At 71.6% G+C, this 22960-nt stretch carries 19 protein-coding genes and 1 pseudogene; 12 read left to right on the plus strand and 8 right to left on the minus strand.

Going from position 1 to position 22960, the window contains the following annotated elements; translation table 11 throughout:
- Positions 1-25: 25 nt before the first annotated feature.
- The 4 genes from hisC to hppD form a co-directional block, all read right to left on the minus strand.
- A complete protein-coding gene (gene hisC, locus ACLQ29_RS12720; RefSeq protein WP_425771797.1) occupies positions 26-1129 on the minus strand; it encodes a histidinol-phosphate transaminase in 1104 nt (367 codons plus the stop codon).
- Positions 1126-2130, minus strand: a complete 1005-nt coding sequence (locus ACLQ29_RS12725; protein WP_425771798.1) for an RDD family protein — start codon at positions 2128-2130, stop codon at positions 1126-1128. Before ACLQ29_RS12725 ends, hisC begins: the two co-directional genes overlap by 4 nt.
- Before the next feature lie 96 nt (positions 2131-2226).
- Positions 2227-2934, minus strand: a complete 708-nt coding sequence (locus tag ACLQ29_RS12730; RefSeq protein WP_425771799.1) for an RDD family protein — start codon at positions 2932-2934, stop codon at positions 2227-2229.
- Between the two features lie 11 nt (positions 2935-2945).
- Positions 2946-4151 (minus strand): 4-hydroxyphenylpyruvate dioxygenase, encoded by a 1206-nt coding sequence (hppD, locus tag ACLQ29_RS12735; RefSeq protein ID WP_425771800.1) that lies wholly within the window; start codon positions 4149-4151, stop codon positions 2946-2948.
- Positions 4152-4290: 139 nt separating this feature from the next.
- Between hppD and ACLQ29_RS12740 the strand changes: the two genes are divergently transcribed.
- The 5 genes from ACLQ29_RS12740 to ACLQ29_RS12760 all read left to right on the plus strand — a co-directional run bounded on the left by ACLQ29_RS12740 (position 4291) and on the right by ACLQ29_RS12760 (position 12770).
- On the plus strand, positions 4291-4785 hold the full coding sequence (locus tag ACLQ29_RS12740) for an Lrp/AsnC family transcriptional regulator (RefSeq protein WP_425771801.1): 495 nt from the start codon (positions 4291-4293) through the stop codon (positions 4783-4785).
- Between the two features lie 72 nt (positions 4786-4857).
- Positions 4858-6300, plus strand: coding sequence for a PQQ-binding-like beta-propeller repeat protein (locus tag ACLQ29_RS12745; RefSeq protein WP_425771802.1), 1443 nt, complete (start codon positions 4858-4860; stop codon positions 6298-6300).
- Positions 6301-6414: 114 nt separating this feature from the next.
- Complete coding sequence (locus ACLQ29_RS12750; RefSeq protein ID WP_425771803.1) at positions 6415-8082, plus strand: fumarate hydratase; 1668 nt, start codon at positions 6415-6417, stop codon at positions 8080-8082.
- 264 nt (positions 8083-8346) lie between these two features.
- On the plus strand, positions 8347-11325 hold the full coding sequence (locus tag ACLQ29_RS12755; protein WP_425771804.1) for a BTAD domain-containing putative transcriptional regulator: 2979 nt from the start codon (positions 8347-8349) through the stop codon (positions 11323-11325).
- Between the two features lie 35 nt (positions 11326-11360).
- Positions 11361-12770 carry a class II fumarate hydratase gene (locus tag ACLQ29_RS12760; protein ID WP_425771805.1) on the plus strand — a complete coding sequence of 470 codons (1410 nt, stop codon included), beginning with the start codon at positions 11361-11363 and terminating at the stop codon, positions 12768-12770.
- A 102-nt stretch (positions 12771-12872) separates the two neighbouring features.
- Here ACLQ29_RS12760 and ACLQ29_RS12765 read toward each other — a convergent pair whose 3' ends face one another.
- Positions 12873-13163 carry a hypothetical protein gene (locus tag ACLQ29_RS12765; RefSeq protein WP_425771806.1) on the minus strand — a complete coding sequence of 97 codons (291 nt, stop codon included), beginning with the start codon at positions 13161-13163 and terminating at the stop codon, positions 12873-12875.
- 458 nt (positions 13164-13621) lie between these two features.
- Here ACLQ29_RS12765 and ACLQ29_RS12770 point away from each other — a divergent pair, with 458 nt between their 5' ends.
- The 3 genes from ACLQ29_RS12770 to ACLQ29_RS12780 all read left to right on the plus strand — a co-directional run bounded on the left by ACLQ29_RS12770 (position 13622) and on the right by ACLQ29_RS12780 (position 15365).
- Positions 13622-14434, plus strand: coding sequence for a helix-turn-helix domain-containing protein (locus ACLQ29_RS12770; RefSeq protein ID WP_425772037.1), 813 nt, complete (start codon positions 13622-13624; stop codon positions 14432-14434).
- Positions 14425-14607 carry a DUF397 domain-containing protein gene (locus tag ACLQ29_RS12775; protein ID WP_377617655.1) on the plus strand — a complete coding sequence of 61 codons (183 nt, stop codon included), beginning with the start codon at positions 14425-14427 and terminating at the stop codon, positions 14605-14607. Before ACLQ29_RS12770 ends, ACLQ29_RS12775 begins: the two co-directional genes overlap by 10 nt.
- Before the next feature lie 173 nt (positions 14608-14780).
- Positions 14781-15365 carry a GNAT family N-acetyltransferase gene (locus ACLQ29_RS12780; RefSeq protein WP_425771807.1) on the plus strand — a complete coding sequence of 195 codons (585 nt, stop codon included), beginning with the start codon at positions 14781-14783 and terminating at the stop codon, positions 15363-15365.
- Here ACLQ29_RS12780 and ACLQ29_RS12785 read toward each other — a convergent pair.
- Complete coding sequence (locus ACLQ29_RS12785) at positions 15332-15877, minus strand: CGNR zinc finger domain-containing protein (RefSeq protein ID WP_425771808.1); 546 nt, start codon at positions 15875-15877, stop codon at positions 15332-15334. The genes ACLQ29_RS12780 and ACLQ29_RS12785 overlap by 34 nt on opposite strands.
- 85 nt (positions 15878-15962) lie before the next feature.
- Between ACLQ29_RS12785 and ACLQ29_RS12790 the strand changes: the two genes are divergently transcribed.
- Together ACLQ29_RS12790 and ACLQ29_RS12795 are read left to right on the plus strand one after the other, a co-directional pair.
- Positions 15963-16928 carry an EamA family transporter gene (locus ACLQ29_RS12790; protein WP_425771809.1) on the plus strand — a complete coding sequence of 322 codons (966 nt, stop codon included), beginning with the start codon at positions 15963-15965 and terminating at the stop codon, positions 16926-16928.
- Positions 16929-16941: 13 nt separating this feature from the next.
- Positions 16942-17613: pseudogene (locus ACLQ29_RS12795) on the plus strand (HAD family hydrolase); the annotation flags it as partial.
- A 392-nt stretch (positions 17614-18005) separates the two neighbouring features.
- On the opposite strand, the gene ACLQ29_RS12800 reads toward ACLQ29_RS12795, so the two are convergent.
- Together ACLQ29_RS12800 and ACLQ29_RS12805 are read right to left on the minus strand one after the other, a co-directional pair.
- Positions 18006-18704, minus strand: coding sequence for an endonuclease domain-containing protein (locus tag ACLQ29_RS12800; RefSeq protein ID WP_425771810.1), 699 nt, complete (start codon positions 18702-18704; stop codon positions 18006-18008).
- Positions 18705-19545: 841 nt separating this feature from the next.
- Positions 19546-20313, minus strand: a complete 768-nt coding sequence (locus ACLQ29_RS12805; protein WP_425771811.1) for an IclR family transcriptional regulator — start codon at positions 20311-20313, stop codon at positions 19546-19548.
- A 63-nt stretch (positions 20314-20376) separates the two neighbouring features.
- Between ACLQ29_RS12805 and cysS the strand changes: the two genes are divergently transcribed.
- Both cysS and rlmB read left to right on the plus strand, forming a co-directional pair.
- The gene (gene cysS / locus ACLQ29_RS12810; protein WP_425771812.1) at positions 20377-21792 is read left to right on the plus strand and encodes a cysteine--tRNA ligase; all 1416 of its coding nucleotides are present in this window, start codon (positions 20377-20379) and stop codon (positions 21790-21792) included.
- Positions 21792-22943: a 23S rRNA (guanosine(2251)-2'-O)-methyltransferase RlmB gene (rlmB, locus tag ACLQ29_RS12815; RefSeq protein WP_425759656.1), complete on the plus strand. Its 1152-nt coding sequence runs from the start codon at positions 21792-21794 to the stop codon at positions 22941-22943. The genes cysS and rlmB overlap by 1 nt, the downstream gene beginning before the upstream one ends.
- Positions 22944-22960: the final 17 nt, after the last annotated feature.

Below are 22960 nucleotides of genomic sequence, written 5' to 3' on the forward strand. Positions count from 1 at the left end.
AACCGAACTTATGGCCCGATCCGAGTCAGGTCAGTGCCGACTCGGCGGCGGCCAGGAACGCGTCGTTCTCGGCGGGGGTGCCGATGGTGACCCGGACCCCGTCCCCGGCGAACGGCCGCACGATCACGCCACGCGCCTCACACGCCTTGCCGAACGCCACGGCCCGCTCGCCCAGCGGCAGCCAGACGAAGTTGGCCTGGCTCGTCGGCACCTCGGGCACGAACTTGCGCAACGCCTCACTGACCCGGTCCCGCTCGGCGACGACCAGGGCGCAGCGGCGCTCCATCTCCGTCACCTGTGCCAGCGCGGCGAGCGCCCCGGCCTGGGCCGCAGTGCTGCTGGAGAACGGGGTCGCCACCTTGCGGATGGCCGCGGCCACCACCGGCTGGGCAACCAGCCAGCCCATCCGCAGGCCGGCCAGACCCCACGCCTTGGACAGGGTGCGCAACACCGCCACGTTCGGCCGGTCCAGGTAGTCGAGACCGTCCGGCACCTCCGGGTCGGTGACGAACTCCCGGTACGCCTCGTCGATCACCACAAGCACGTCGTCCGGCACCGCGTCGAGGAACCGGTCCAGCTCGGCCCGGCGCACCGCCGTACCGGTGGGGTTGTTCGGGTTGCAGACGAAGATCACCCGGGTCCGGTCGGTCACCGCCGCGGCCATCGCCGCCAGATCGTGCCCGTGCCCGGCGTCGTTGGGCACCCGCACGCTCGTCGCGCCGCTGGTCGCCACGATGATCGGGTACGCCTCGAAGGACCGCCACGAGTAGAGCACCTCGTCGCCGGGCAGGCAGGTGGCCCGGACCAGGTGCTCGGCGAGCGCCACCGACCCGCAGCCGGTGGCGATCCGGTCGGCGTGCACCCCGTACCGCTCGGCAAGCGCGTCACGCAGCGCGACCACGCCCATGTCCGGGTAGCGGTGCGAGGTGGTGATCGCCTCGGTGACCGCCTCCACCACGCCCGGCAGCGGGCCGTACGGCACCTCGTTGCTGGCCAGCTTGATGGCCTCCGGCAGGCCCAACTCCCGCGCCAGGTCGGCGGGACTGCGCCCCGGCACGTAGTTGGGCAGCGCGTCCAGGTCGGCGCGGGTCAGCCGCAGCGCCGGCTGGTGACGTCCGGAGTCGGTCATGGGGTGTCTCCCGAGGGCTGGTTGCGGTCGTTCGAGGGGGTGGAGTCGTGCGGAACTTCGACGACGACCGTCTGCGCGCGCTTGTCGTGCAGCGCCTGACGCAGCGGATGGTCGAAGAGCGGGGAGAGGGCGTCGACGAGTTGCAGCACCAGACCGATCCCGGCGCAGTACCAGAGCAGAGTGGGCAGACCCAGCGTGCTCCACCGGCTCAGCGACCGACCCATGCCCAGCGGCTGGTCGGCGGCGATCGGCACCGCCCGGATCCGCATCAGCCGCTTGCCGACGGTCTGCCCGTTGGCGGCCATGGCCGGCACCTCGTACGCCAACCAGAGCGCGGCGGCGACCAGCAGGATCACCAGCAGGAGCGAATCGGCCTGCGGGCCGGGCAACGGCAGGCCCTCTCTGGAGGTCTCGCCCCGCGCCGCCCGCCGGAAGACCTCCTGCCAGTACGGGGCCCACTCCTGCGCCAGACGCCAGACGAACCAGCCGTTGGCCACGATGTTCAGCGCGAAGACGAGGCCGAAGTCGATCAGCCGGGCAACGAACCGGCGGCCGTAACCGGCCAGCACGAGGCCGTGCGGCCGTGGCTCGGGCGGTCGCACCGGCACACCCGGGTGGCCGGGCGGGGGCGCCCAGCCCGGTTGGCCACCCGGAGGCGCCCAGCCCGGTGGATTGCCCTGCGGACCCCAACCAGGCGGGCCGGCGGCCGGTCCCCAGCCTGGACCGGGGCCGGGCTGCGGGCCGTACCCCGGTGGTGGGCCGTACCCCGGTGGTGGGCCCTGCTGCGGCGGCCCGCCGGGCACGGCGGTCGCCGGGTCCGAGGTGCCCACCGCCACGGGTGCGGTCGGGGTGACCGGCGCGGGCGGCGGCTCGACCGGCGGAGGGCCGTCCGGCGGGGTGGCATCGACGGGGATGGGCGCGCCGAGCCAACCCTCGCCGTCCCAGTAACGCCGGGTGTCGGTGTCGGCCGGGTCCACATACCAGCCGGGTTGAACGCTCACGCCGCCGCTCCGCTTCGCTGCTTGATGGTTCGCTCGCTGCGCTCGCTCACGCCGCCGCTCCGCTTCGCTGCCTGCTGTTTCGGTCGTTGCGCTCGCTCACGAGGACACCTTAACGACGACCGTCTCGGCGAACTTGTCGTGGAGGCACTGCTGCCACGGCTTGTCCCAGAGCTGCCACAGCCCGTCGACGTAGGTGCCGGCCGGGACCAACGAGGCCCCCAGGAACTGCACGAGCCAGCGCCGGCCGGCCATCCGCCGGTCCAGCGTGCGGGTCGGGTCGATCGGCACCACGCGCAGCTTCAGCACCTTCTTGCCGAGCGTCTGACCGTCGCGCTTGAGGTACTCCACGTGGTAGAGCCAGTAGAGCCCGAGCGCCACGACGAAAAGCCCGAGCTGGAGCAGCAGGATCGGCAGGAGGAACTCGACGAAGAAGGTCGCCATGTCGGGCTCCACCAGCGTGCCGTCCCGGTTGGTCCGGGTGATCTCGGTGAGCATCCGCCACCAGAGGACGAGGAAGAACGGCAGGAACAGCACGAGCGACACGACGCTGGCCAACGCCGTGTCGATCAGCCAGGCGAGCAGCCGGTCGCCGAAGCTCGCCAGCGGCTGACCACCCGGGCTCAGTGTCGGCGGCAGCGGGCCGGGTGGTCCGGCGGGCCACGGTGGCGGGGCGTACCCGGGCGGGGCGTACTGCGGCGGGACAGCGTACCCGTGGGGGTGCGGTCCGGGCTGCGGCGCGACGCCGCCGGCGGCGGGCTGAGGCCCACCGGCCGGCGGCGTCGGGTACGACGGAGGCTGCGTCACGCTCGCAAGTGTTACAGGTTGCCGCGGGCTTCCTGCTCCCGCTCGATGGCCTGGAAGAGCGCCTTGAAGTTGCCCTTGCCGAAGCCCAGCGAGCCGTGCCGCTCGATCAGCTCGAAGAAGACCGTCGGGCGGTCCTGCACCGGCTTGGTGAAGATCTGGAGCAGGTAGCCGTCCTCGTCCCGGTCGACCAGGATCTTGCGGGCCTTCAGCTCCTCGATCGGCACCCGCACCTTGCCGATGCGGGCGCGCAGCTCGGGGTCCTCGTAGTACGAGTCCGGGGTGTCCAGGAACTCCACCCCGGCGGCCCGCATCGCGTCGACGCTGGCCAGGATGTCGTTGGTGGCGACGGCGATGTGCTGCGCGCCGGGGCCCTGGTAGAACTCCAGGTACTCGTCGATCTGGGACTTCTTGCGGGCGATCGCCGGCTCGTTGAGCGGGAACTTCACCTTCCGGGTGCCGTTCGCGACGACCTTGCTCATCAGCGCCGAGTAGTCGGTGGCGATGTCGTCGCCGACGAACTCCGCCATGTTGGAGAAGCCCATCACCCGCTTGTAGAACTCGACCCACTCGTCCATCCGGCCCAGCTCCACGTTGCCGACCACGTGGTCGACGGCCTGGAAGAAGCGCTTCGGCTGGATGCCGGCGTCGATCATCGGCTGCCGGTTCACGATCGGGCCGCGAGCGGCGAAGCCGGGCAGGAACGGGCCGGTGTAGCGGGACCTGTCGACGAGGGTGTGCCGGGTGTCGCCGTACGCGGCGATGGCGGCCATCCGGACGGTGCCGTGCTCGTCGGTCACCTCGTGCGGCTCCACGACGCTGGCGGCGCCCTGCGCGATGGCGTGCGCGTACGCGGCGTCGACGTCCGGCACCTCCAGCGCGATGTCGCTGATCCCGTCGCTGTGCTTCGCCACGTGCTCGGCGCCGTCGGCGTCCGGGCGCACCGCGCCGGTCAGCACGAACCGGGCCGAGCCGCTGGTGAGCACGTACTGGGCGTGGTCCCGGTAACCCTGCTCGGGGCCGCGGTACGCCACGCAGGTCATGCCGAACGCGGTGGAGTAGTAGTGCGCCGCCTGCTTGGCGTTGCCGACCAGGAAGTGCACGTGGTCGAGGCCCCGGACCGGGAACGGGTCGTGGCTGATGTCGTGGTCGACAGCGCCGACGAGCCGGTCGACGTCGACGTCCTCGGTCGACTGGGGTCGGTCGATCGCCTGGGTCATGGTGGGCTCCCTCGCGTACCGGCCGGCCTCGTGGGCCGCCGTGGTCGGTTCTTACCGGGAGGATCGCTGCCCCGGCACCGGGTGGGCAACTGTGACCAGAAATGCTGGTCAGGTTGCGCATTCGGTATGGTCTGGGTCCATGGATGGTGAGCAGAATGTACAGCTCGATGTCCTCGACGTGCGCCTGATCGAACTGCTCGCCGAGGAGCCCCGGATCGGGGTGCTGGAGTGCTCCCGCCGGCTCGGGGTGGCCCGCGGCACCGTGCAGGCCCGGCTGGACAAGCTCATCGACCGGGGCGTCATCGGCGGCTTCGGCCCGGAGATCGCACCGGCCGCGATCGGGTTCGGGGTGACCAGCTTCGTCACCCTGGAGATCAGCCAGCGGCACGGCCACGACCCGGTCACCGCCCACCTCGCCGCCATCCCCGAGGTGCTGGAGGCGCACACCATCACCGGCTCCAGCGACCTGCTCTGCCGGATCGTGGCCCGCTCCAACACCGACCTGCAACGGGTCATCGACCAGATCGTCTCCTCGGCCGGCATCACCCGGGCCTCGACGATCATCGCGCTGGCCGAGCAGATCCCGTACCGCACGCTGCCGCTGGTACGCAGCGCCGTGCGGGGGTCCTCGTAACACCTTCGGGCGCAGAAAGCGCGGCGACACGGCGGCGCGGGCGTACGGAAGATCCGGGATCGTGGCTACGGTGTGCGGGTGGCGAAGGGGAGCGTGCGCGGCGGGCTGCTGCTCGGCCTCGCCGTGGTCGTCGCGCTCGCCGCGACCGGCGTGTGGAACCCCTTCCCCGGCCTGTGGGACTGGGTGGACCGCAGTGAACCCATCTCCGAGCCGGACGTGGTCTGGCAGCAACGGATCGGCGGCACCCCGCGCAGCGTGACGATCGCCGGCGACGCCGTCGTGGTCGAGCAGCGTACCCGGGTGGAAGCCCGCAGCCTGGCCACCGGCACCCAGCTCTGGGAGCGCAAGGCGGACTGGTCGGCGGTCGCGGGCGGTGACCGGGACGCGGTCGTCGCCGTGGGCAAGCTCCTGGTCAAGGGGTACGAGCTGCTCGACCCGGCCACCGGGGCGACCCGTCGACGCGACGCCGACGCGGTGGCCGTCTGGACGTACCGCAACCTGCTCCTCGACGCCCGCTGCACGGACGCCACCGACTGCACCCTGAGCGCCTGGGACCCACGCGGCACCACGCCACTCTGGACGGCGTTCCTGCCCGGCGTGCACAGCGGCCTGCTCGCCGACAACCCCGGCCTGCGCGGCACCCGTCGGCTCACCGCCACCCGCATCGACGACGGGGTGGCCGGGGCGGAACCAGCGCCACCGCTGCTCGGCTTCCCCGTGGACGGTCGGGTGCACGTCGTCGACACCGCCACCGGTCGCGTGTTGCAGAACGTCGAACCCGGACGGGACGAGCGGCTGTCCGTGGTGGGCGGCCGGATGTTGCGGATCGCCGCCCGATCCCAGGACGGCACCTGTTACTTCGCCATCTCCGCCCGGGACCCGGCGACCGGTCAGGAGGCCTGGCAGCGCGCCGGGGTCAACCTGCGGACCGCCGACAGTGCCGGCTGCGTGCAGCGCGAAGATCCGCAGGGCGCGCGGAACGTGCTGATCGGTGTCGGCCCGGACAGCCGCGAGGCGGTCGTCGACGGGTACGACGGCCGGCTGCTCTGGGTCGGCGAAGCGGGCACCAAGCTGATCGCTGTCGACGACCGCTACGCGGTGTTCCGCGCCGCCGACAAACGGTCGGTGGTCGCCCGTCAGCTCGGCACCGACCGGGTGCTGTGGACCCGGCCCGCCACCGGCAAGGCCACCGCCGCGCTGACCCCGTACGCGGCGGTGGTCACCGACGAGAAGCCGTCCCGGTTGGTCGCTGTGGACCCGCGCAACGGGCGGGAGTTGGCCATGCTGCGTACCTCGGCGAACGCCCTCGCCGTCGGGTCGCAGGGCATGATCATCGGCGAGGGACGCGAGATCGGCTACGTCCGCTTCGGCGCTGCCGGGGGCTCACCGGCCCGCCCGCCCGGCGACGGCGGGACCCCCGGGCCGGGCGGCACCGGCCCCGGCGGACCGAACAACGGCGACTGCGGGCCGAAGGGCGAACTGTGCCCCGACCCGGACGGCGGCAAGGACGGCTGAGGGCCTGGTCACCCGCTGGATGAGCGGGCGGCGGGCCCGCGGGATGAGAGCGGCGTCCCAGGACCCGCCCGGCGGGTGGGAGTGATCGACCGGTCTGCCCTAGGCTTGCCGCTCATGAGCAGTGCCGCCGCATTCTCGTACGCCCCCCTGCTGCCGACCGGCCCGGACCAGACGGACTATCGCCTGGTCACCGACGAGGGCGTCGACGTCGTACACGGCCCGGGAGGCCGTCGGTTCCTCACCGTGGAACCGGCCGCGCTCACCGCGCTGACCGCCGAGGCGATGCACGACATCGCGCACTTCCTCCGCCCCGCGCACCTGGCCCAGCTCCGGGCGATCATCGACGACCCGGCCGCCTCGCCGAACGACAGGTTCGTCGCGCTGGACCTGCTCCGCAACGCCAACATCGCCGCCGGCGGGGTGCTGCCGATGTGCCAGGACACCGGCACCGCGATCGTGATGGGCAAGCGCGGCCGGCACGTGCTCACCGACGGCGCGGACGCCGAGGCCATCTCCCGGGGCGTCTACCAGGCCTACACCAAGCTCAACCTGCGCTACTCCCAACTCGCCCCGCTGACCATGTGGGACGAGCGGAACACCGGCAGCAACCTGCCGGCCCAGGTCGAGCTGTACGCCGAGGACCCGGACGGGCACCCCGACGCGTACAAGTTCCTGTTCATGGCCAAGGGCGGTGGCTCGGCCAACAAGTCGTACCTCTACCAGGAGACAAAGGCGCTGCTCAACCCGACGCGGATGATGCAGTTCCTGGAGGAGAAGCTGCGGCTGATCGGCACCGCCGCCTGCCCGCCGTACCACCTGGCCATCGTCATCGGCGGCACCTCCGCCGAGTACGCCCTGAAGACCGCGAAGTACGCCAGCGCGAAGTATCTCGACGCGCTGCCCACCTCCGGCTCGATGAGCGCGCACGGCTTCCGCGACCTGGAGCTGGAGGCGGAGGTGCTGGAGTTGACCCGCAACTTCGGCATCGGGGCCCAGTTCGGCGGCCGGTACTTCTGCCACGACGTACGGGTGGTCCGGCTGCCCCGGCACGGCGCGTCTTGCCCGGTGGCGATCGCCGTCTCCTGTTCGGCAGACCGGCAGGCGGTCGCCAAGATCACCCCGTCGGGTGTGTGGCTGGAGCGACTGGAAACCGACCCGGCGCGGTTCCTGCCCGACGTCACCGACGACGCGCTCGACGCCGAGCTTGTCGTCCGGGTCGACCTGAACCGGCCGATGGACGAGATCCGCGCCGAGCTGTCCAAGTACCCGGTGAAGACCCGGCTGTCACTGTCCGGCCCGCTCGTGGTGGCCCGGGACATCGCGCACGCGAAGATCGCCGAGCGGCTGGACGCCGGTGAGCCGATGCCGCAGTACCTGCGCGACCACGCGGTCTACTACGCCGGCCCCGCGAAGACCCCCGAGGGCTACGCCTCCGGCTCCTTCGGCCCGACCACGGCCGGCCGGATGGACGCCTACGTGGAGCAGTTCCAGGCCGCCGGCGGCTCCCAGGTGATGCTCGCCAAGGGCAACCGGTCCGGCCAGGTGACCCGTTCCTGCCAGCAGCACGGCGGTTTCTACCTCGGCTCCATCGGCGGGCCCGCCGCCCGCCTCGCCCAGGACTGCATCAAGCACGTCGAGGTGCTCGAATACGCGGAGCTGGGCATGGAGGCGGTCTGGAAGATCGAGGTGGAGGACTTCCCCGCCTTCATCGTGGTCGACGACAAGGGCAACGACTTCTTCGCCGAGGTCACCAAGCCGGTGCTCACCGTCGGCCGCCGCTGACCCGACCGGCACGGGGAGGGGCGTCGAGCGAATCCGCTCGACGCCCCTCCTGTCGCCCGTGCTGTACCGACATCGGTGCGCCCGCCCCCGGTGGGGGTGATGGGACGTGCGCACCGCCCCCGTCGGATGCCGTCACCGACAACCCGGAGTGAGTGTCCGATGGACCGCTGCCGATCCGCTCTCACATCGCTATCGCCTGACTGAGCCGATCTGTGACCGCCGGACTACGCTGCTGAAAGTCGGGCCAGTGATGCGGGGGAGCAGATGCGGTTCGGGATCCTGGGGCCTCTGCGGGTCGGCGGTGGCGAGGCCACTGTCACCGCTGGTCGAGACCGGATCGTGCTCGCCACGCTGCTGCTACGGGCCGGCCGGCTCGTGCCGGTGGACGAGCTTGTCGACGCGGTGTGGGAGGAACGCCCCCCGGCGACCGCCCGGGCCCAACTGCAGACCTGTGTGTCGCGACTGCGACGCCGGTTCGCCGAACTGGGGCTGACACCGGAGGCCATCGTCACCGATCCGGCGGGGTACGGCGTCCGTACCGGGCCGGACGACCTGGACGTCGAGGTCTTCGCCAGGGGTGTGGAGGCGGCCCGTGCCGCCGCCGACGCCGGTTGGCTGGACGACGCGCGGACGGGATACCGCGCCGCCCTGGCGCTGTGGCGCGGGCCGGCCCTCGGCGGTATCCCGAGCCGGAGCGTCCGCCGCCGCGCGCAGGCCCTCGACGAGCAGCGCCTGACCGCGTTGGAGGAGTGCGTCGACGTCGAGCTGCGTCTCGGCCGAGGCGCCGAGTTGATCGACGAACTCACCGAGAGCGTCGACCAGCATCCGCTGCGGGAGCGACTGCGCGGCCAACTGATGCTCGCCCTCTCCTCGGTCGGTCGACAGGCCGACGCGCTCGGCGTCTACCGGGAGGGTCGGCGGTCCTACGCCGACGAACTGGGCATCGAACCGGGCGCCGAGCTCCAGAAGCTGCACCAACGCGTACTCGCCGGCGATCTGGTCCTGGCCGGCCGGGCGTCGTCGCCGATCCAGCCGGTCCGCTCGCTGCCCCGGGCGATCGGCGACTTCACAGGTCGGCAGCAGACGCTGGCCCGCCTGGTAAAGGACGTGGAGGCCGGCGCGCGCATCCAACTCATCGACGGAATGGCCGGCAGCGGTAAGACCACCCTCGCGGTGCACGTCGCCACCGCCCTCGCCAACGACTACCCGGACGCCCAGCTCTACATCGACCTGCACGGGCACAGCGAGCGCACCCCCCTGACACCCGCCGCGGCGGTGGCCACACTGCTGCGGCAGCTCGGTCTGCCGGCCGAGCGGGTGCCGACGAACCAGGACGACCGGTTGGCGCTCTGGCGCACCGAGCTGGCCGGCCGACGCGCCCTGCTGGTGCTCGACAACGCGGCCACCGCCGACCAGGTGACACCCCTGCTGCCAAACGGCTCGCACTGCCTGGTCCTGATCACCAGCCGTCGCCGGTTGGTCGGGGTGGACGAGGGCCGACCGTCCTCACTGCCCGTACTCGACACGGACGAGGCGATCGAGCTGCTCGGGCACGTGGTCGGCATCGACCGGGTGGCGGCCGAACCGGAGGCGGCCACCGAGGTCGTCCGCCGTTGCGGCCACCTGCCACTCGCCATCCGGCTGGCCGGCGCCCGACTGGCGCACCGGCCCCGTTGGCGCATCGCCGACCTGGCCGAGCGGCTGATGAGCCGACCCGACCCGTTGGCCGAGTTCGAAGCGGGCGACAGGTCCGTCGCGCGGGCCTTCGCCCTGTCGTACGCCCAGGTGTCGCCGACGGCGCAGCGTGCGTTCCGGCTGCTCGGCCTGCACCCGGGGGTACGGTTCGACAACTCGGTCGCCGCCGTCCTCGCCGAACTGCCCCTGCCCGACGCCCAGGACCTGCTCGACGAGTTGGTCGACGCGAACCTGGTGGAGGAGGCCGAGCCGGGTCGGTACCGGTTGCACGACCTGGTCCGGGAGTACGCGCGAACCCTGGTGTCCGAGCCGGGTCGGGAGGTCGAGCGGCGGGACGGCATCGAACGTCTGCTCGACCACCATCTGCACGTCGCCACGTCGATCGCCCGCAAGAAGGAGCTCTCCTCGCTCCACTCGCTGATCGTGATGGCGGAACCGCTCCGCCCCGACCTGGTCGCGCTCGTCGCCGAGCAGGGCCAGGCCTGGCTCGACGAGAACCTGGCCGCGTGGTCCGCCCTGGTCCGGTTGGCGGAGACCGAGGCATTCCCCCGCTACTGCTGGCAGTTGGCGAGGGCGTGCTGGTTCGCCCAGTTCGAGGGCGGTCGGCTGGATGAGCTGATCGAGACACACACCATCGGCCTGCGCGCCGCCGAGGCGTTGGGCGACGACCGGGCAGTGGCGACGGTGCTCAACTATCTGGCCTCGGCCCACTACCGGCTGGGTGATTTTCCCGAGTCGATCCGGGTCATGGAGAGGTCACTCGGGATCTTCCGCGAGCTGGGTCTGCGCAGCGAATTCCGCAACTCGCTCGGCAACCTGGGCAGCTCCTACGCCGCCAACTTCGAGTTTCGCCGCGCCCGGGAGTGCTTCGACGAGGCCCGCGCGGTGGCGACGCGGATGCGCGACAAGCAAGCGCTGACGAACGAACTCAACAACCTGTCGATGACCCTGCTGCTGTGGGGACAGCTCGACGAGGCGCTGCTCGTTGCCCGACGGCACCTGGGCATCGCACGGGAGGTCGGCGGCCCGCGCCGGATCGGCAACGCCCTCGGGCATCTCGGGATGATCCGGCATCGGATGGGTGATGTGGGACCGGCCAGCCGGTTGCTGCAAGTCGCTCTGCGTTTCAAGCGGCAGATGGGCACCCGGTTCGGTGAGGGTGAGGTGTTGAACGAGATCGGGATGATGGAACGGGAGGCTGGGCGTCCGGAACAGGCCGCCGACCTGCACCGCGCGGCACTTGTCGCGATGACCGAGGTGGGCGACCGCGTCGCCCAGTGCGGCTCGCGCAACCTGCTGGCCCGAGCCATCCTGGACCAGGGGGACGTGACAAGCGCCCTCGACCTGCATCGCCGGGTGCTCGCCGACGCCACAGGGCTGGGGGCCCGAAACGAGCAGGGCCGGGCGCTGACAGGCATCGCCCGCTGCCTGCTCGCGAGCGACCCGGCGGCGGCGCGCGCGCACCTGACCCGGGCGCTGTTCCTGTTCCGCCAGATCGAGTCGCCGGACCAGCACGAGGTGCAACGGCTGCTCGCCGAGTTGGGCTGACGGATCATCTGCGAGTCGGCCACGGGCGCGGCAGGATGGTACGTGTGACGACTCCAGAGGCGACCGGTTACCGGATCGAACGCGACTCGATGGGCGAGGTGGAAGTGCCCGCCGAGGCGCTGTGGCGGGCACAGACCCAGCGGGCGGTGCAGAACTTCCCGATCTCCGGCCGGGGCATCGAACCGGCCCAGATCAAGGCGCTCGCCCAGATCAAGGGCGCGGCGGCCGAGGTCAACGGCGAGCTGGGCGTGATCGAGGCCAACGTGGCCGCCGCCATCGCCGCCGCCGCCGCGCACGTGGCCGACGGTGGCTACGACGACCAGTTCCCGGTGGACGTCTTCCAGACCGGTTCGGGCACCTCGTCGAACATGAACGCCAACGAGGTGATCGCCACCCTGGCCGGCCGGGAACTGGGCTCACCCGTGCATCCGAACGATCACGTCAACGCCTCCCAGTCCAGCAACGACGTCTTCCCGTCCTCGATCCACCTGGCCGCCACCCAGTTCATCGTGGAGGACCTGCTGCCGTCGCTGGGCCACCTGGCCGCGGCGTTGGCGGCCAAGGCGGCGGAGTTCGAGACGGTGGTCAAGGCCGGACGCACCCACCTGATGGACGCCACCCCGGTCACCCTGGGCCAGGAGTTCGGCGGGTACGCCGCCCAGGTCCGCTACGGCATGGAGCGGCTGGAAGGCGCGTTGCCCCGGCTGGCCGAGCTGCCACTGGGTGGCACCGCCGTCGGCACCGGGATCAACACCCCACTCGGCTTCGCCGCTGCCGTGATCGGCAAGCTACGCGAGTCGACCGGGCTGCCACTGTCCGAGGCGCGCAACCACTTCGAGGCGCAGGGTGCCCGGGACGCGCTCGTGGAGACGTCGGGGCAGCTCCGTACCGTGGCGGTCGGCCTTTACAAGATCGCCAACGACATCCGGTGGATGGGTTCCGGTCCGCGTGCCGGCCTCCGCGAACTGCGTATCCCCGACCTCCAGCCCGGCTCGTCGATCATGCCCGGCAAGGTCAACCCGGTGGTCGCCGAGGCGATGCGGCAGGTCTGCGCACAGGTGATCGGCAACGACGCGACGGTCGGCTTCGCCGGCTCCCAGGGCGACTTCGAGCTGAACGTGATGCTCCCCGTGATGGGCCGCAACCTGTTGGAGTCGATTCGGCTGCTCTCCGCGGTGAGCCGGCTCTTCGCCGACCGGCTGGTGGCCGGCCTGGTCGCGGACGCCGAGGTCTGCCTGGCGTACGCCGAAGGCTCACCGTCGATCGTCACCCCACTCAACCGCTACCTGGGATACGACGAGGCCGCCTCGATCGCCAAGGAGGCGCTGGCCAAGCAGGTCTCCATCCGCGAGGTGGTGATCTCCCGGGGCCACGTCGACTCCGGCAAGCTCACCGAGACCCAGCTCGACGAGACGCTCGACCTGCTCCGGATGACCCACCCCTGACCCTGCTGAGCGCTGCCCGGCCGCGCCCGGCCGTGGTCTGTCCCGCTCAGGGCATGTGCCGTGGTCTGTCCCGCTCAGGGCATGTGCCGTGGTCTGTCCCGCTCAGGGCATGTGCCGTGGTCTCGCCCAGCCGAGAAAGCGGGTGAAGAGCGCGGCGGGGTCCGGGCCGTCGTGGGGGTTCAGGCGGTACAGGTCGGCAGCCGCCTCGTACAGGACCCCGCACAGGTAGACGCTCAACCCGATCCGGTCGTGCGCGTACTCCCGGCGCAGGGTGAGCCGCGCGACCGGGCACGGCCACGGCGCGGCGCAGACCCGGCAGAGCCACAGCGGGCGCAGGGCCAGGTGCTGTCGAGGTGGAGTCGTGGCGCGGTCGTCCGAGGCGGTCCGGGACATGCGGCGGCCTTCCTTTCGACCTGAATCGTTTGTGGCATCACGCCGCGCTCCCCGCGCGTCCCGGGCGGGGCTGTGCGTCCCGGGCGGGGCTGTGCGTCCCGGGCCGGGCTGCGCGTCCGGGCCGGACCAAGATCGCGCTCGAACCAGGATGTAGTGGTTTCCGCAGGCGAGGAGCCCACTGTTTCCACGATCGAGCGCGATCTTGCGCGGTCAGTCGGGGTGGTCGGCGTGATGGGGATCTGGGAGGTGGGACCGCCCGGCACGGGGGAGCGGGCGGTCCCGTGCGGCGCCGGCAGATCCCGGGGGACGGGGAGCGGTGCCGCGCTTCACAGTCTGGTGATCAGGCGACTACGGTCGGAAGGGTTTGGCCGCGTCGTCATAGTCGCCCTGTTTCGGGTGGCACCGCCGCTGGCGGCCGGCTGGAGATGATCGTCGGCGGGGTGGAGGGCGGGTACGGCATGGCCGATGGACAGATGACGGCGGCGGCGTTCCTGATCGCGGAGCTGCGCCGGGCGCGGGTCCGGCGCGGCTGGAGTCAGGACGAGTTGGCCAAGGCGGTGAACTACTCGGCGTCGATGGTCAGCGCCGTCGAGCTGGGCCAGCAGCCGCCCACCGTCAAGTACCTGGAACTCGTCGACCGCGCCCTGGACACCGGCGGCCTCTTCGGCCGGATGTCCACCGAGTTGGTCAGCCTGGACAAGGCTCAGGTCTGGCTGCGCGGCTGGCGCGCGATCCTCGTGGAGGCGCGGGCGCTGCGATGGTTCGACCCGCTACATGTCCCTGGGCTGCTGCAAACCGAAGGCTATGCCCGCGCCATCTTTGAGTCAGACCGACTGCTCGACGCCGATGAGGTCGAGCGTCGCCTCACGGATCGGATGGACAGCCAGCGGGTCCTCTACGAGGATCGCCCGCCGCATGTGGTCGCGGTGCTTGACGAGTCGGTGCTGAGGCGACGCGTCGGCGGTCGCAAGGTCATGTGCGAGCAGTCTCTGCACTTGGCGCGCTTGGCGACCGAGCATCCGCGAGTTCAGCTCCATGTGGTACCTCGCTCGGCCGAGGAGTATCCCGGCCTGAACGGGCCATTCATCCTTGCCACCGCGGCCGACGGTAGCGATCTTGCCTACCTTGGTGGCCAGATCGGCGGCCAGGAACTCGATCGGCCTGCGGATCTACTGCTTCTACAACGGACCTGGGAAGCTACCCTCGGGCAGGCGTTGCCCCCGCAGGAGTCGATCGAGTTGCTGAGGGAAGTGGCGGAGTCGTGGAGTTGAGCCGAGCCAGGTGGCGTAAGAGCAGCCGGAGTGGTTCCAACGACCAGTGCGTCGAGGTGGCGACGAATCTTGGGGACGTGGTCGGGGTGCGAGACAGTAAGGACTCGGACGGGCCCGTGTTGGTTGTCGACGCGTACTCCTGGCGGCTCTTCGTGGCGGCGCCCCCGCGCTGACGCGACCGCCTCGCCCGCGACGGTGGTCGCGGGGTTCGTTGGCAGCAACTTCGGCGATGTTGCTGCCTCGTCGCGGTCTGAGGCAGCAGTTTCCCCGTTGTTGTGCGGATCTTGGATGCGGTCGACACGGATATCGGCTCGACGGTGGTGTGCGACGGCGGGATGATCCCGTTATGAGTGACCTGCCCTGCACCGAGCGGTTGCGGTTACGGCGGTTGACCACGGCGGACGTCGACGCGCTTGTCGAGTTGGACGGTGATCCCGAGGTGATGCGGTTCCTCAGCGGTGGTGTGGCCACGCCGCCGGCCACGGTCCGCGACGAGCAGTTGCCGAGGCTGCTCGGTCAGTACGAGCGGCATCCCGGGCTGGGGCGATGGGCGGCGCATGATCGGGAGTCGGGCGAGTTCCTGGGCTGGTTCGCGCTCGACCCGTCGGCGGACGGTACCGAGGCCGAGTTGGGCTACCGGCTGCGGCGCTCGACGTGGGGGCGAGGGCTGGCCACCGAGGGTTCGCGGGCGTTGGTCCGGTACGCCTTCGACACCGTAGGGGTGCGTCGGGTCTGGGCCGAGACGATGGCTGTCAACGAACGCTCGCGGAGGGTGCTGGCCAAGACGGGCCTGCGCTATGTGCGGACCTTCCACCTCCGGTGGGACGATCCGATTCCGGGAACCGAGCGGGGCGAGGTGGAGTACGAGCTGCGGGCCGAGGAGTGGGCGGCCACCGCTCAGGAGCGGCCGGCGGCGCGTCGGGCGCGGTAGGCGGTCACCGCGGCGCGGTTGCCGCAGCCCGCCTCGCAGAACCGCCGCGACCGGTTGCGAGACAGGTCGACGACCACGTTGTCGCAGTCCGGGTACTCACAGATCCGCAGTCGGCTCAGCTCGCCCATCCGGACCAGGTCGGCGATCGCCATCGCCGCCTCCACCGCTATCCGGGTGGCCAGCGGCGCGTCGCGGGGCGTGGCGTGCAGGTGGTACGGCTCGTCGTCGTGCTCGATGAGCTGCGGCAGCGCCTTGTGTTCCAGTAGTAGGCCGTTGACGATGGCGACGATCTCCGGCGGTTCGGCGGACCAGACGCGGCGCAGCCGGGGCCGCAACTGCTGGACGCCTCGCAGCTCCGCGTCGGTGTGCTCGTGCCGCCCGCTGTAGGAGTAGCGGACGAAGAAGGCGTCCAGCGCGGCAATGTCGGGCAGCAGCTCGCCGTCCCGGCCCGCTGTGTTGACCAGCGCGGCGGCGGCGATCAGGGAACATTCGGTGTCATGAGCAAATAGCACCTTGACTCCTGTCATAGTTTCCGCCTAGCGTCATCAGCGCAAGGATAGTTTGCTCATGACATGGTGCCGACCCGAGGAGCGCGACATGCACTCACGACCTGCCGCCGGCGCCGCCCTGGCGGTGCTCTCCGCAGTCACCTTCGCCACCTCCGGCACCTTCGCGCGATCACTCATCGAGGCCGGCTGGTCCGCCGAGTCGGCAGTGATCGCCCGGGTCGGTATCGCCGCCCTGGTACTGGCGATCCCCGCCCTGCTGTCGCTGCGGGGCAGGTGGGCCGTGCTGCGGAGCAACGCCACGGCCATCGGGATGTTCGGGCTCCTCGGGGTGGCGCTGGCCCAGGTCTGCTTCTTCAACGCCGTGCGCTATCTGCCGGTCGGTGTCGCGCTGCTGCTCGAATACCTGGGCATCATCCTCGTCGTGGGGTGGATGTGGCTACGGCACGGGCAGCGACCCCGCCGACTCACCGTGGCCGGGTCGGTGGCCGCCCTGGTCGGGCTGGTGTTCGTGCTCGACCTCGCCGGCACCGCCGACTTCCATCCGGTGGGTGTGCTCTGGGGGCTGGGTGCGGCATTCGGCCTGGCCGGGTACTTCGTGCTCGCCGGGCGGGTCGACCCCCGGCTGCCCTCGGTCGCCCTGGCCAGCGGCGGAATGGCAGTCGGCGCCGCCGTGCTGCTCCTCATCGGGCTGACCGGCCTGCTCCCGCTGCACGCCAACTTCGGCGAGGTCACCTTCGCCGGGCAGCCCGCCAGCTGGTTGCTGCCGATCGCCGGGCTCTCGCTGGTGGCCGCCGTCATCGCGTACCTGGCCGGCATCGCCGGCACCCGGATCCTCGGCCCCCGGCTGTCGTCGTTCGTCGGGCTGACCGAGGTGCTCTTCGCGGTGCTGATCGCCTGGCTGTTCCTGGACGAGTTGCCCACGGGGTGGCAACTCCTCGGCGGCGCGATGATCGTCGCCGGGGTCGCGCTGGTCCGACTCGACGAGCTGCGCGGCAGTCCGTCGGCATCCGCGCCCGTCTCGCCCGAGCCCGCGCTGGCGCTCGACGGTCGATGAGACAGTGGGCAGCGTGCTGACCACAGTGGTGTTCGACGCCGACGAAACCCTGCTCGACCTGCGCCCCGCGGTGACCGGCGGGCTGGTGGCCGTCCTCGACGAGATGCGGCGGCGTACCCCCGCGGCGAACGAGGTGACCCTCGCCGAGCTGGAATCGGACTGGGACGCGGTCTTCGGTGACCTGTCGGCCGCTCCGGTCGTGGAGATCCGCCGCGCCGCGCTGGCCCGGTCGCTGGCCCGCGCCGGCCTGGACGACCACCTGGACGAGATCGCCGTCCTCTTCTTCGCTCGCCGGTTCGCCCTCACCAGGCCCTTCCCGGACGTGCCGGCGGCGTTGGCCACGCTGCGCCCCCGGTACACCCTGGGCTTCGCCACCAACGGCAACAGCCGCGCCGAACGCTGCGGGCTCAGCGGCGAGTTCACCTTCGAGATGTACGCCCACGAGAACGGCCTGCCCAAGAAACCGGCCCCGGAGTTCTACGCGGCGGTGGTCGCGGCAGCCGGGGCGCCAGCCAGCCAGATTGTGTACGTCGGGGACTCGTGGGAGCACGACGTGGTGGCACCGCAGCGAGCGGGCTTGCGATCGGTGTGGCTGAACCGACACGGTCTGCCTCGGCCGCACGGCCACACACCCGACGCCGAAGTGTCCAGCCTGGCCGACCTGCCCGCCGCGCTCGCCAACCTGCCGGCCGTGCGGGCCGACGTACCGGCCGTGCTGACTGAAGTGCCGGCTTCGCGGGCCGACGTGCCGGCTTCGCGGGCCGACGCGCCGGCCGCGCTGATCGACGTGCCGGCTTCGCGGGCCGATGCGCCGGCTTCGCGGGCCGATGCGCCGGCTTCGCGGGCCGATGCGCCGGCTTCGCGGGCCGATGCGCCGGCCTCGCGGGCCGATGCGCCGGCCTCGCGGGCCGATGCGCCGGCCGCGCTGATCGACGTGCCGGCTTCCCGGGCCGATGCGCCAGCTTCGCGGGCCGGTGCGCGGGGCGCTCTGCGGGCTTGATCGACTCGATTTTCTTGAAGGTGGGGTGTCGAGGTGCGGTGGAAGGCGCGGTTTGCGGGAACCCGAGTCGATCATGCTCATGTGGGCGATCCCCGTCGCCATCCGCGGCTGACCAGCGCGTCCCGCACCTCCCGAAGCACCGCCGGGAACTCACGGTTCAGCCGTCGGCTGGTCACGTGCAGGACCAGCCAACCCGCGTTGACCAGTAGGTTCAGCCGACGGCGGTCGCGGTGCAGTTGCTCTGCGTCGGAGTGCCACTTCCCGTCGTACTCCACCGCTACCCGATATTGCGGCCAGGCCAGATCGGGGTGCAGGACAACGCCGATGGGCAGGCGTACCGGATGTTGCACCACGGGGCGCGGCAGCCCACCCAGCACCAACCGCACGCGTAGGTGCGACTCTGGCGGAGATTCGGCTCCGCCGTCGGCCAGGTCGAAGACCCAGCGCGCTCGTCGCCCACCGGGCCGATCGGCGTTGCGGGCAGCCAGGGCGGCCAGGGTGTCGCGATCGGCCAGCCCCTGCCCGAGCAGCGAGTCGACGATGGCGACGGCCCGAACCGGATCGAGCCAGACAGCCGTTTCCCAGGCGGCCCGCCCAGGGTCGGACCGGGGGATGAGGACATCCTGCTCTCGAGACCCGAGTGTGCTGGCCGCCGTCCACCCAACGCCCGGCCGGGCCGTCGCGATTGCCCCTGCTCTGATGGACGCCGCCGGGCGGAACAGTTGTCGTGTTGGGCGTGGTGACGTTCCGCCGGCAGGTGGGCGCTCTGCTCCCATAGGTCGCGCCGCATCACGTGGACGTCCAGCGCTCGACGGCCGCCCTGCGGCTGGTGGCCGTCTTGTGTCCGGTGGTTGGCTCGCGTCCGGTGGTTGGCCCGCGGCTGGTGGCCGTCCTGCGTCCGGCGGATGGCCTGCGGCTGATGGTCGTCTTGTGCCTGGCAGTCGCCGTGTCGTTGGTGGGGGCGCGGCCGGCTCTGGGGTTTCGCTCGCCGTTAGTGGGGTGAGGGCGTTGACGTGCACACTGAGGCCGCGCTGTGGGCCGACCCGCAATGATCGGGGCACGAGGACGTGCACATCGTCGGTGAAACTTGCGGCGTGTAGGACGCCGTGGAGGTAGGCGGCCGACGGGCCGCCGACGACCACTCCGGGCGGTAGCCGGAGGAGTGCGGCGCGACACGCGAGGGCGTGGTCCCGCTCCAGCCGCGCATCGGCGTAAATGTCGTGGCGCAACCGCACCCAGGCGGAGTTGCGCAGCTGATGTTCGGTGAGCAGGCCGTCCCGGACGGCGTCGGAGCCGCGGAAGACCTGCCAGCTCAGGGCATCGGGGCGATGCGGACGTGGTGGCATGCCAAGCAGCCTGCCGACCACCCACCGGCCACCGAAACCCCTGTGGACAACCCGGCCCGCGCTTCCCGCCGGACCTGTGGACAACCACGAACCCGCCTGCCGATTGTGCTATAGCCCCGGCCGGATCGACCGACACGGGCGCCTTTGGACCGCCCGCCGGTGGTGATCCACTCGCGTTTCTGAAAGTCGGGCGGTCGTTGGCCTTGGGACATCGCGACTTTCATGAACCCGAGTTGATCAAGCCAGCGAGGTGGTGGTCGCGGGTTCGGGATCAGCTGAGGGCTGTGGTGATGGCTGTGGCGGCGGCCTGCACCTGGGGGCCGATCGTGTCCACGTCCAGCGGGGCGAGCGCGACCACGCCGACGCTGGCCTCCAGGCCGGGTACGCCGAGCACCGGCGCGGCCACCCCGTACGCCCCGGCCTGCAACTCTCCGCTGCTGCTGACCGGCGCAGCCTCCCCGGATCGGCCGGCCAGGATGGCTCGGCCCGCCGCCCCTCGGTCCAGGGGGTGGCGGGCCCCGGCACGGTACGCGACGTGGAACGACGTCCAGGTCGGCTCGACCACGGCCAGGGCGACGCCCTCGCCACCCTCGACGACGGTCAGGTGTGCGGTCGCGCCGGCCTGCTCGGCGAGGCGGCGTAGCGCGGGCAGGGCGCCTTCGGCGAGCAGCGGCTGGGCGCGTCGGGCCAGGTGCAGCAGTCCGGCGCCGAGGTGTAGCCGTCCGACGCCGTCGCGGCGCAGCATGCCGTGCCCGGTGAGCGGGCCGACGAGCCGGTAGACGGCGGCCCGGCCGATGCCGAGCCGGTTGGCGGCCTCGGTGACGGTCAGGCCGCCCGAGGCGTCGGCGACCAGGTGCAGCAGCCGTAACCCTCGGTCGAGGGTCTGCGACATCTCCCCGGGGCGTCCCGCGACGGCACCGACAAGCCCGGCCGGTCCGAGCGCGCCGGCCGGTCCGACCGCGTTGGCCTGCCCCGGCACAGCGTCGGTGGGGGCGCTGGGGTGGGTTGGGGTCTCACCGGAGCGTGCGGTCGCGTCCACGTCTGGCAGCGTACGACCCGGCACCGGCCGATCCGGACAGGCACGGACAGCTACCCTTGTACGGTGACGCTACGCCTGTATGACACTGCCACCCGATCGGTGCGGGACTTCGTCCCGCGGGAAGCCGGCAAGGTGGGGGTCTACCTGTGTGGTCTCACGCTCCAGTCTCCGCCGCACATCGGCCACCTTCGCTCCGGCGTCAACTATGACGTGTTGCGACGGTGGCTGCAGGCCGCCGGCTACGAGGTCACCTTCATCCGCAACCTGACCGACATCGACGACAAACTCCTGGTCAAGGCGGGCGAGCAGGGTCGGCCGTTCTGGTCGATCGCGTACGCGAACGAGTTGCTCCTCGCCGAGTCGTACCGGGCGTTGAAGGTGCTGCCGCCCACCTACGAGCCGCGGGCCACCGGGCACATCCCGGAGATGCACGAGCTGATCACCAAGTTGGTCGCCGACGGGCACGCGTACCCGGCCACCGACGGCTCCGGCGACGTCTACTTCGACGTGGCGTCGTGGCCGGCGTACGGGTCGCTGTCGGGTCAGTCTCCGGACGCGATGCAGTCGGCCGGGGACGCGCCGGACCGGGGCAAGCGGGACCCGCGCGACTTCGCGCTCTGGAAGGGTGCCAAACCGGACGAGCCGGCGGACGCCTACTGGCCGTCGCCCTGGGGGCTGGGCCGCCCGGGTTGGCACATCGAGTGCTCGGCGATGTGCTGGCGCTATCTCGGCCCGGAGTTCGACATCCACGGCGGCGGTCTGGACCTGACGTTCCCGCACCACGAGAACGAGATCGCCCAGTCCAAGGCCGCCGGTCTGCCGTTCGCCCGCTACTGGGTGCACCACGGGCTGCTGAGCATCGGCGGGGCCAAGATGGGCAAGTCCGCGGGCAACGCGCTCAACCTGGCGTACGTGGACTCGCTCGGGGTGCGGCCGGTCGAGCTGCGGTACTACTACGCCGCCGCGCACTACCGCTCGGTGATCGACTACTCGGAGGACTCGCTCCGCGAGGCCGCGACCGCGTACCGCCGGATCGAGGGTTTCGTGCAGCGGGCGGCCGAGCGGGTCGGCGTCGAGCAGCTCGGTGAGCTGCCCGGCGGCTTCGTCGCGGCGATGGACGACGACCTCAACACGTCCGCCGCGCTGGCCGTGCTGCAACAGCACATTCGGGACGGCAACACCGCGCTGAGCGTCGGCGACGATGTGACCGTCCGCACCACCCTGGCCGCGGTGCGGGCGATGCTGGATATCCTCGGGATCGACCCCCTCAGCCCGGACTGGACCGGCGGTGGCCGCACGGGTGATCTACGGGCCGTGGTGGACTCCCTGATCGCGTTGGCCCTGGAGCAGCGCGCGCAGGCCCGGGGCCGCAAGGACTGGGCTGCCGCCGACGCGGTACGGGACCAGCTCAAGCTGGCCGGTGTGGTGGTCGAGGACACCCCCCAGGGCCCCCGTTGGACTATTGGAGAGCAGGACTGATGGCCGGCAACTCGCAGCGCCGTGGCCGGCGACTGACGTCGAAGGCAGGCGCCCCCAAGGGCACCGGCGGCAAGAACAAGGACTCGCTGGCCGGGCGGGGGCGCACCCTGCCCGCCGACGAGCGGCCGTGGCACAAGGGCTACTCGGGCACCGAGAAGCTGCCCCAGCGCACCGCCTGGAAGCAGGACAAGGAGCGCCGCGCGGCGGCCGACGAGGGGCGCGCCCCCAAGATCGGTCAGCCGGGCAGCAAGGACACCACCTGGGGCAGGGGCGGCGGTCGGGGCGTACCCGGGGGTCGGGGCGCTGCCACCGGCGGCCGTGGGGCCGCCGGCGGGCGGGGCGGCAAGCCCACCGCGCGGTCCGGTCCTCGGGTCGCGCCGGGGCGCAAGTCCAACCCGAGCAAGGACACGCCGGAGCTGCTGGTCGGGCGTAACCCGGTGCTGGAGGCGCTGCGCGCCCAGGTGCCGGCCACGGCGCTCTACGTCGCCCAGGGCATCGACATGGACGACCGGATCAACGAGATCATCCGGACCGCCGCCGACCGGGGCATCGCCAACCTGGAGATCAGCCGGGCCGAGCTGGACCGGATGACCGGCGGCGTGCTGCACCAGGGCGTCGGGTTGCAGGTGCCGCCATTCGCGTACCAGCCGTTCGAGGACATGGTCGCCGCCGCCCTGGAGCAGCAGGCCCCGTTGCTCGTCGCGCTGGACGGGGTCACCGACCCGCGCAACCTGGGTGCCGTGATCCGGTCGGCCGCCGCCTTCGGCGCGCAGGGTGTCTTCGTACCCGAGCGACGGGCTGCCGGGATCACCGCGACCGCCTGGCGGACCAGCGCCGGCGCGGCCGCGCGGGTGCCCGTGGCGCAGGTGACAAACCTGACCCGGTCGCTGAAGGCGTGCCGGGACGCCGGCTTCATGGTGGTCGGCCTGGACGCCGACGGTGACACCGACCTGTACGACCTGGAAGCCGCCGTCGGTCCGCTCGTGGTCGTGGTCGGTTCCGAGGGGCGCGGGCTGTCCCGCCTGGTCGGGGAGACCTGCGACCTGACCGTCAGCATCCCGATGATCTCCGAGGTGGAGTCGCTGAACGCCAGCGTGGCCGCCGCGGTCACCCTCGCCGAGGTCGCCCGCCGCCGCTCGGTCGAGCTGTAACGACGTCGACGAGGCCC

The sequence above is a fragment of the Micromonospora sp. DT228 genome, from assembly GCF_049841595.1.
In the GTDB taxonomy this organism is placed as follows: Bacteria; Actinomycetota; Actinomycetes; order Mycobacteriales; family Micromonosporaceae; genus Micromonospora.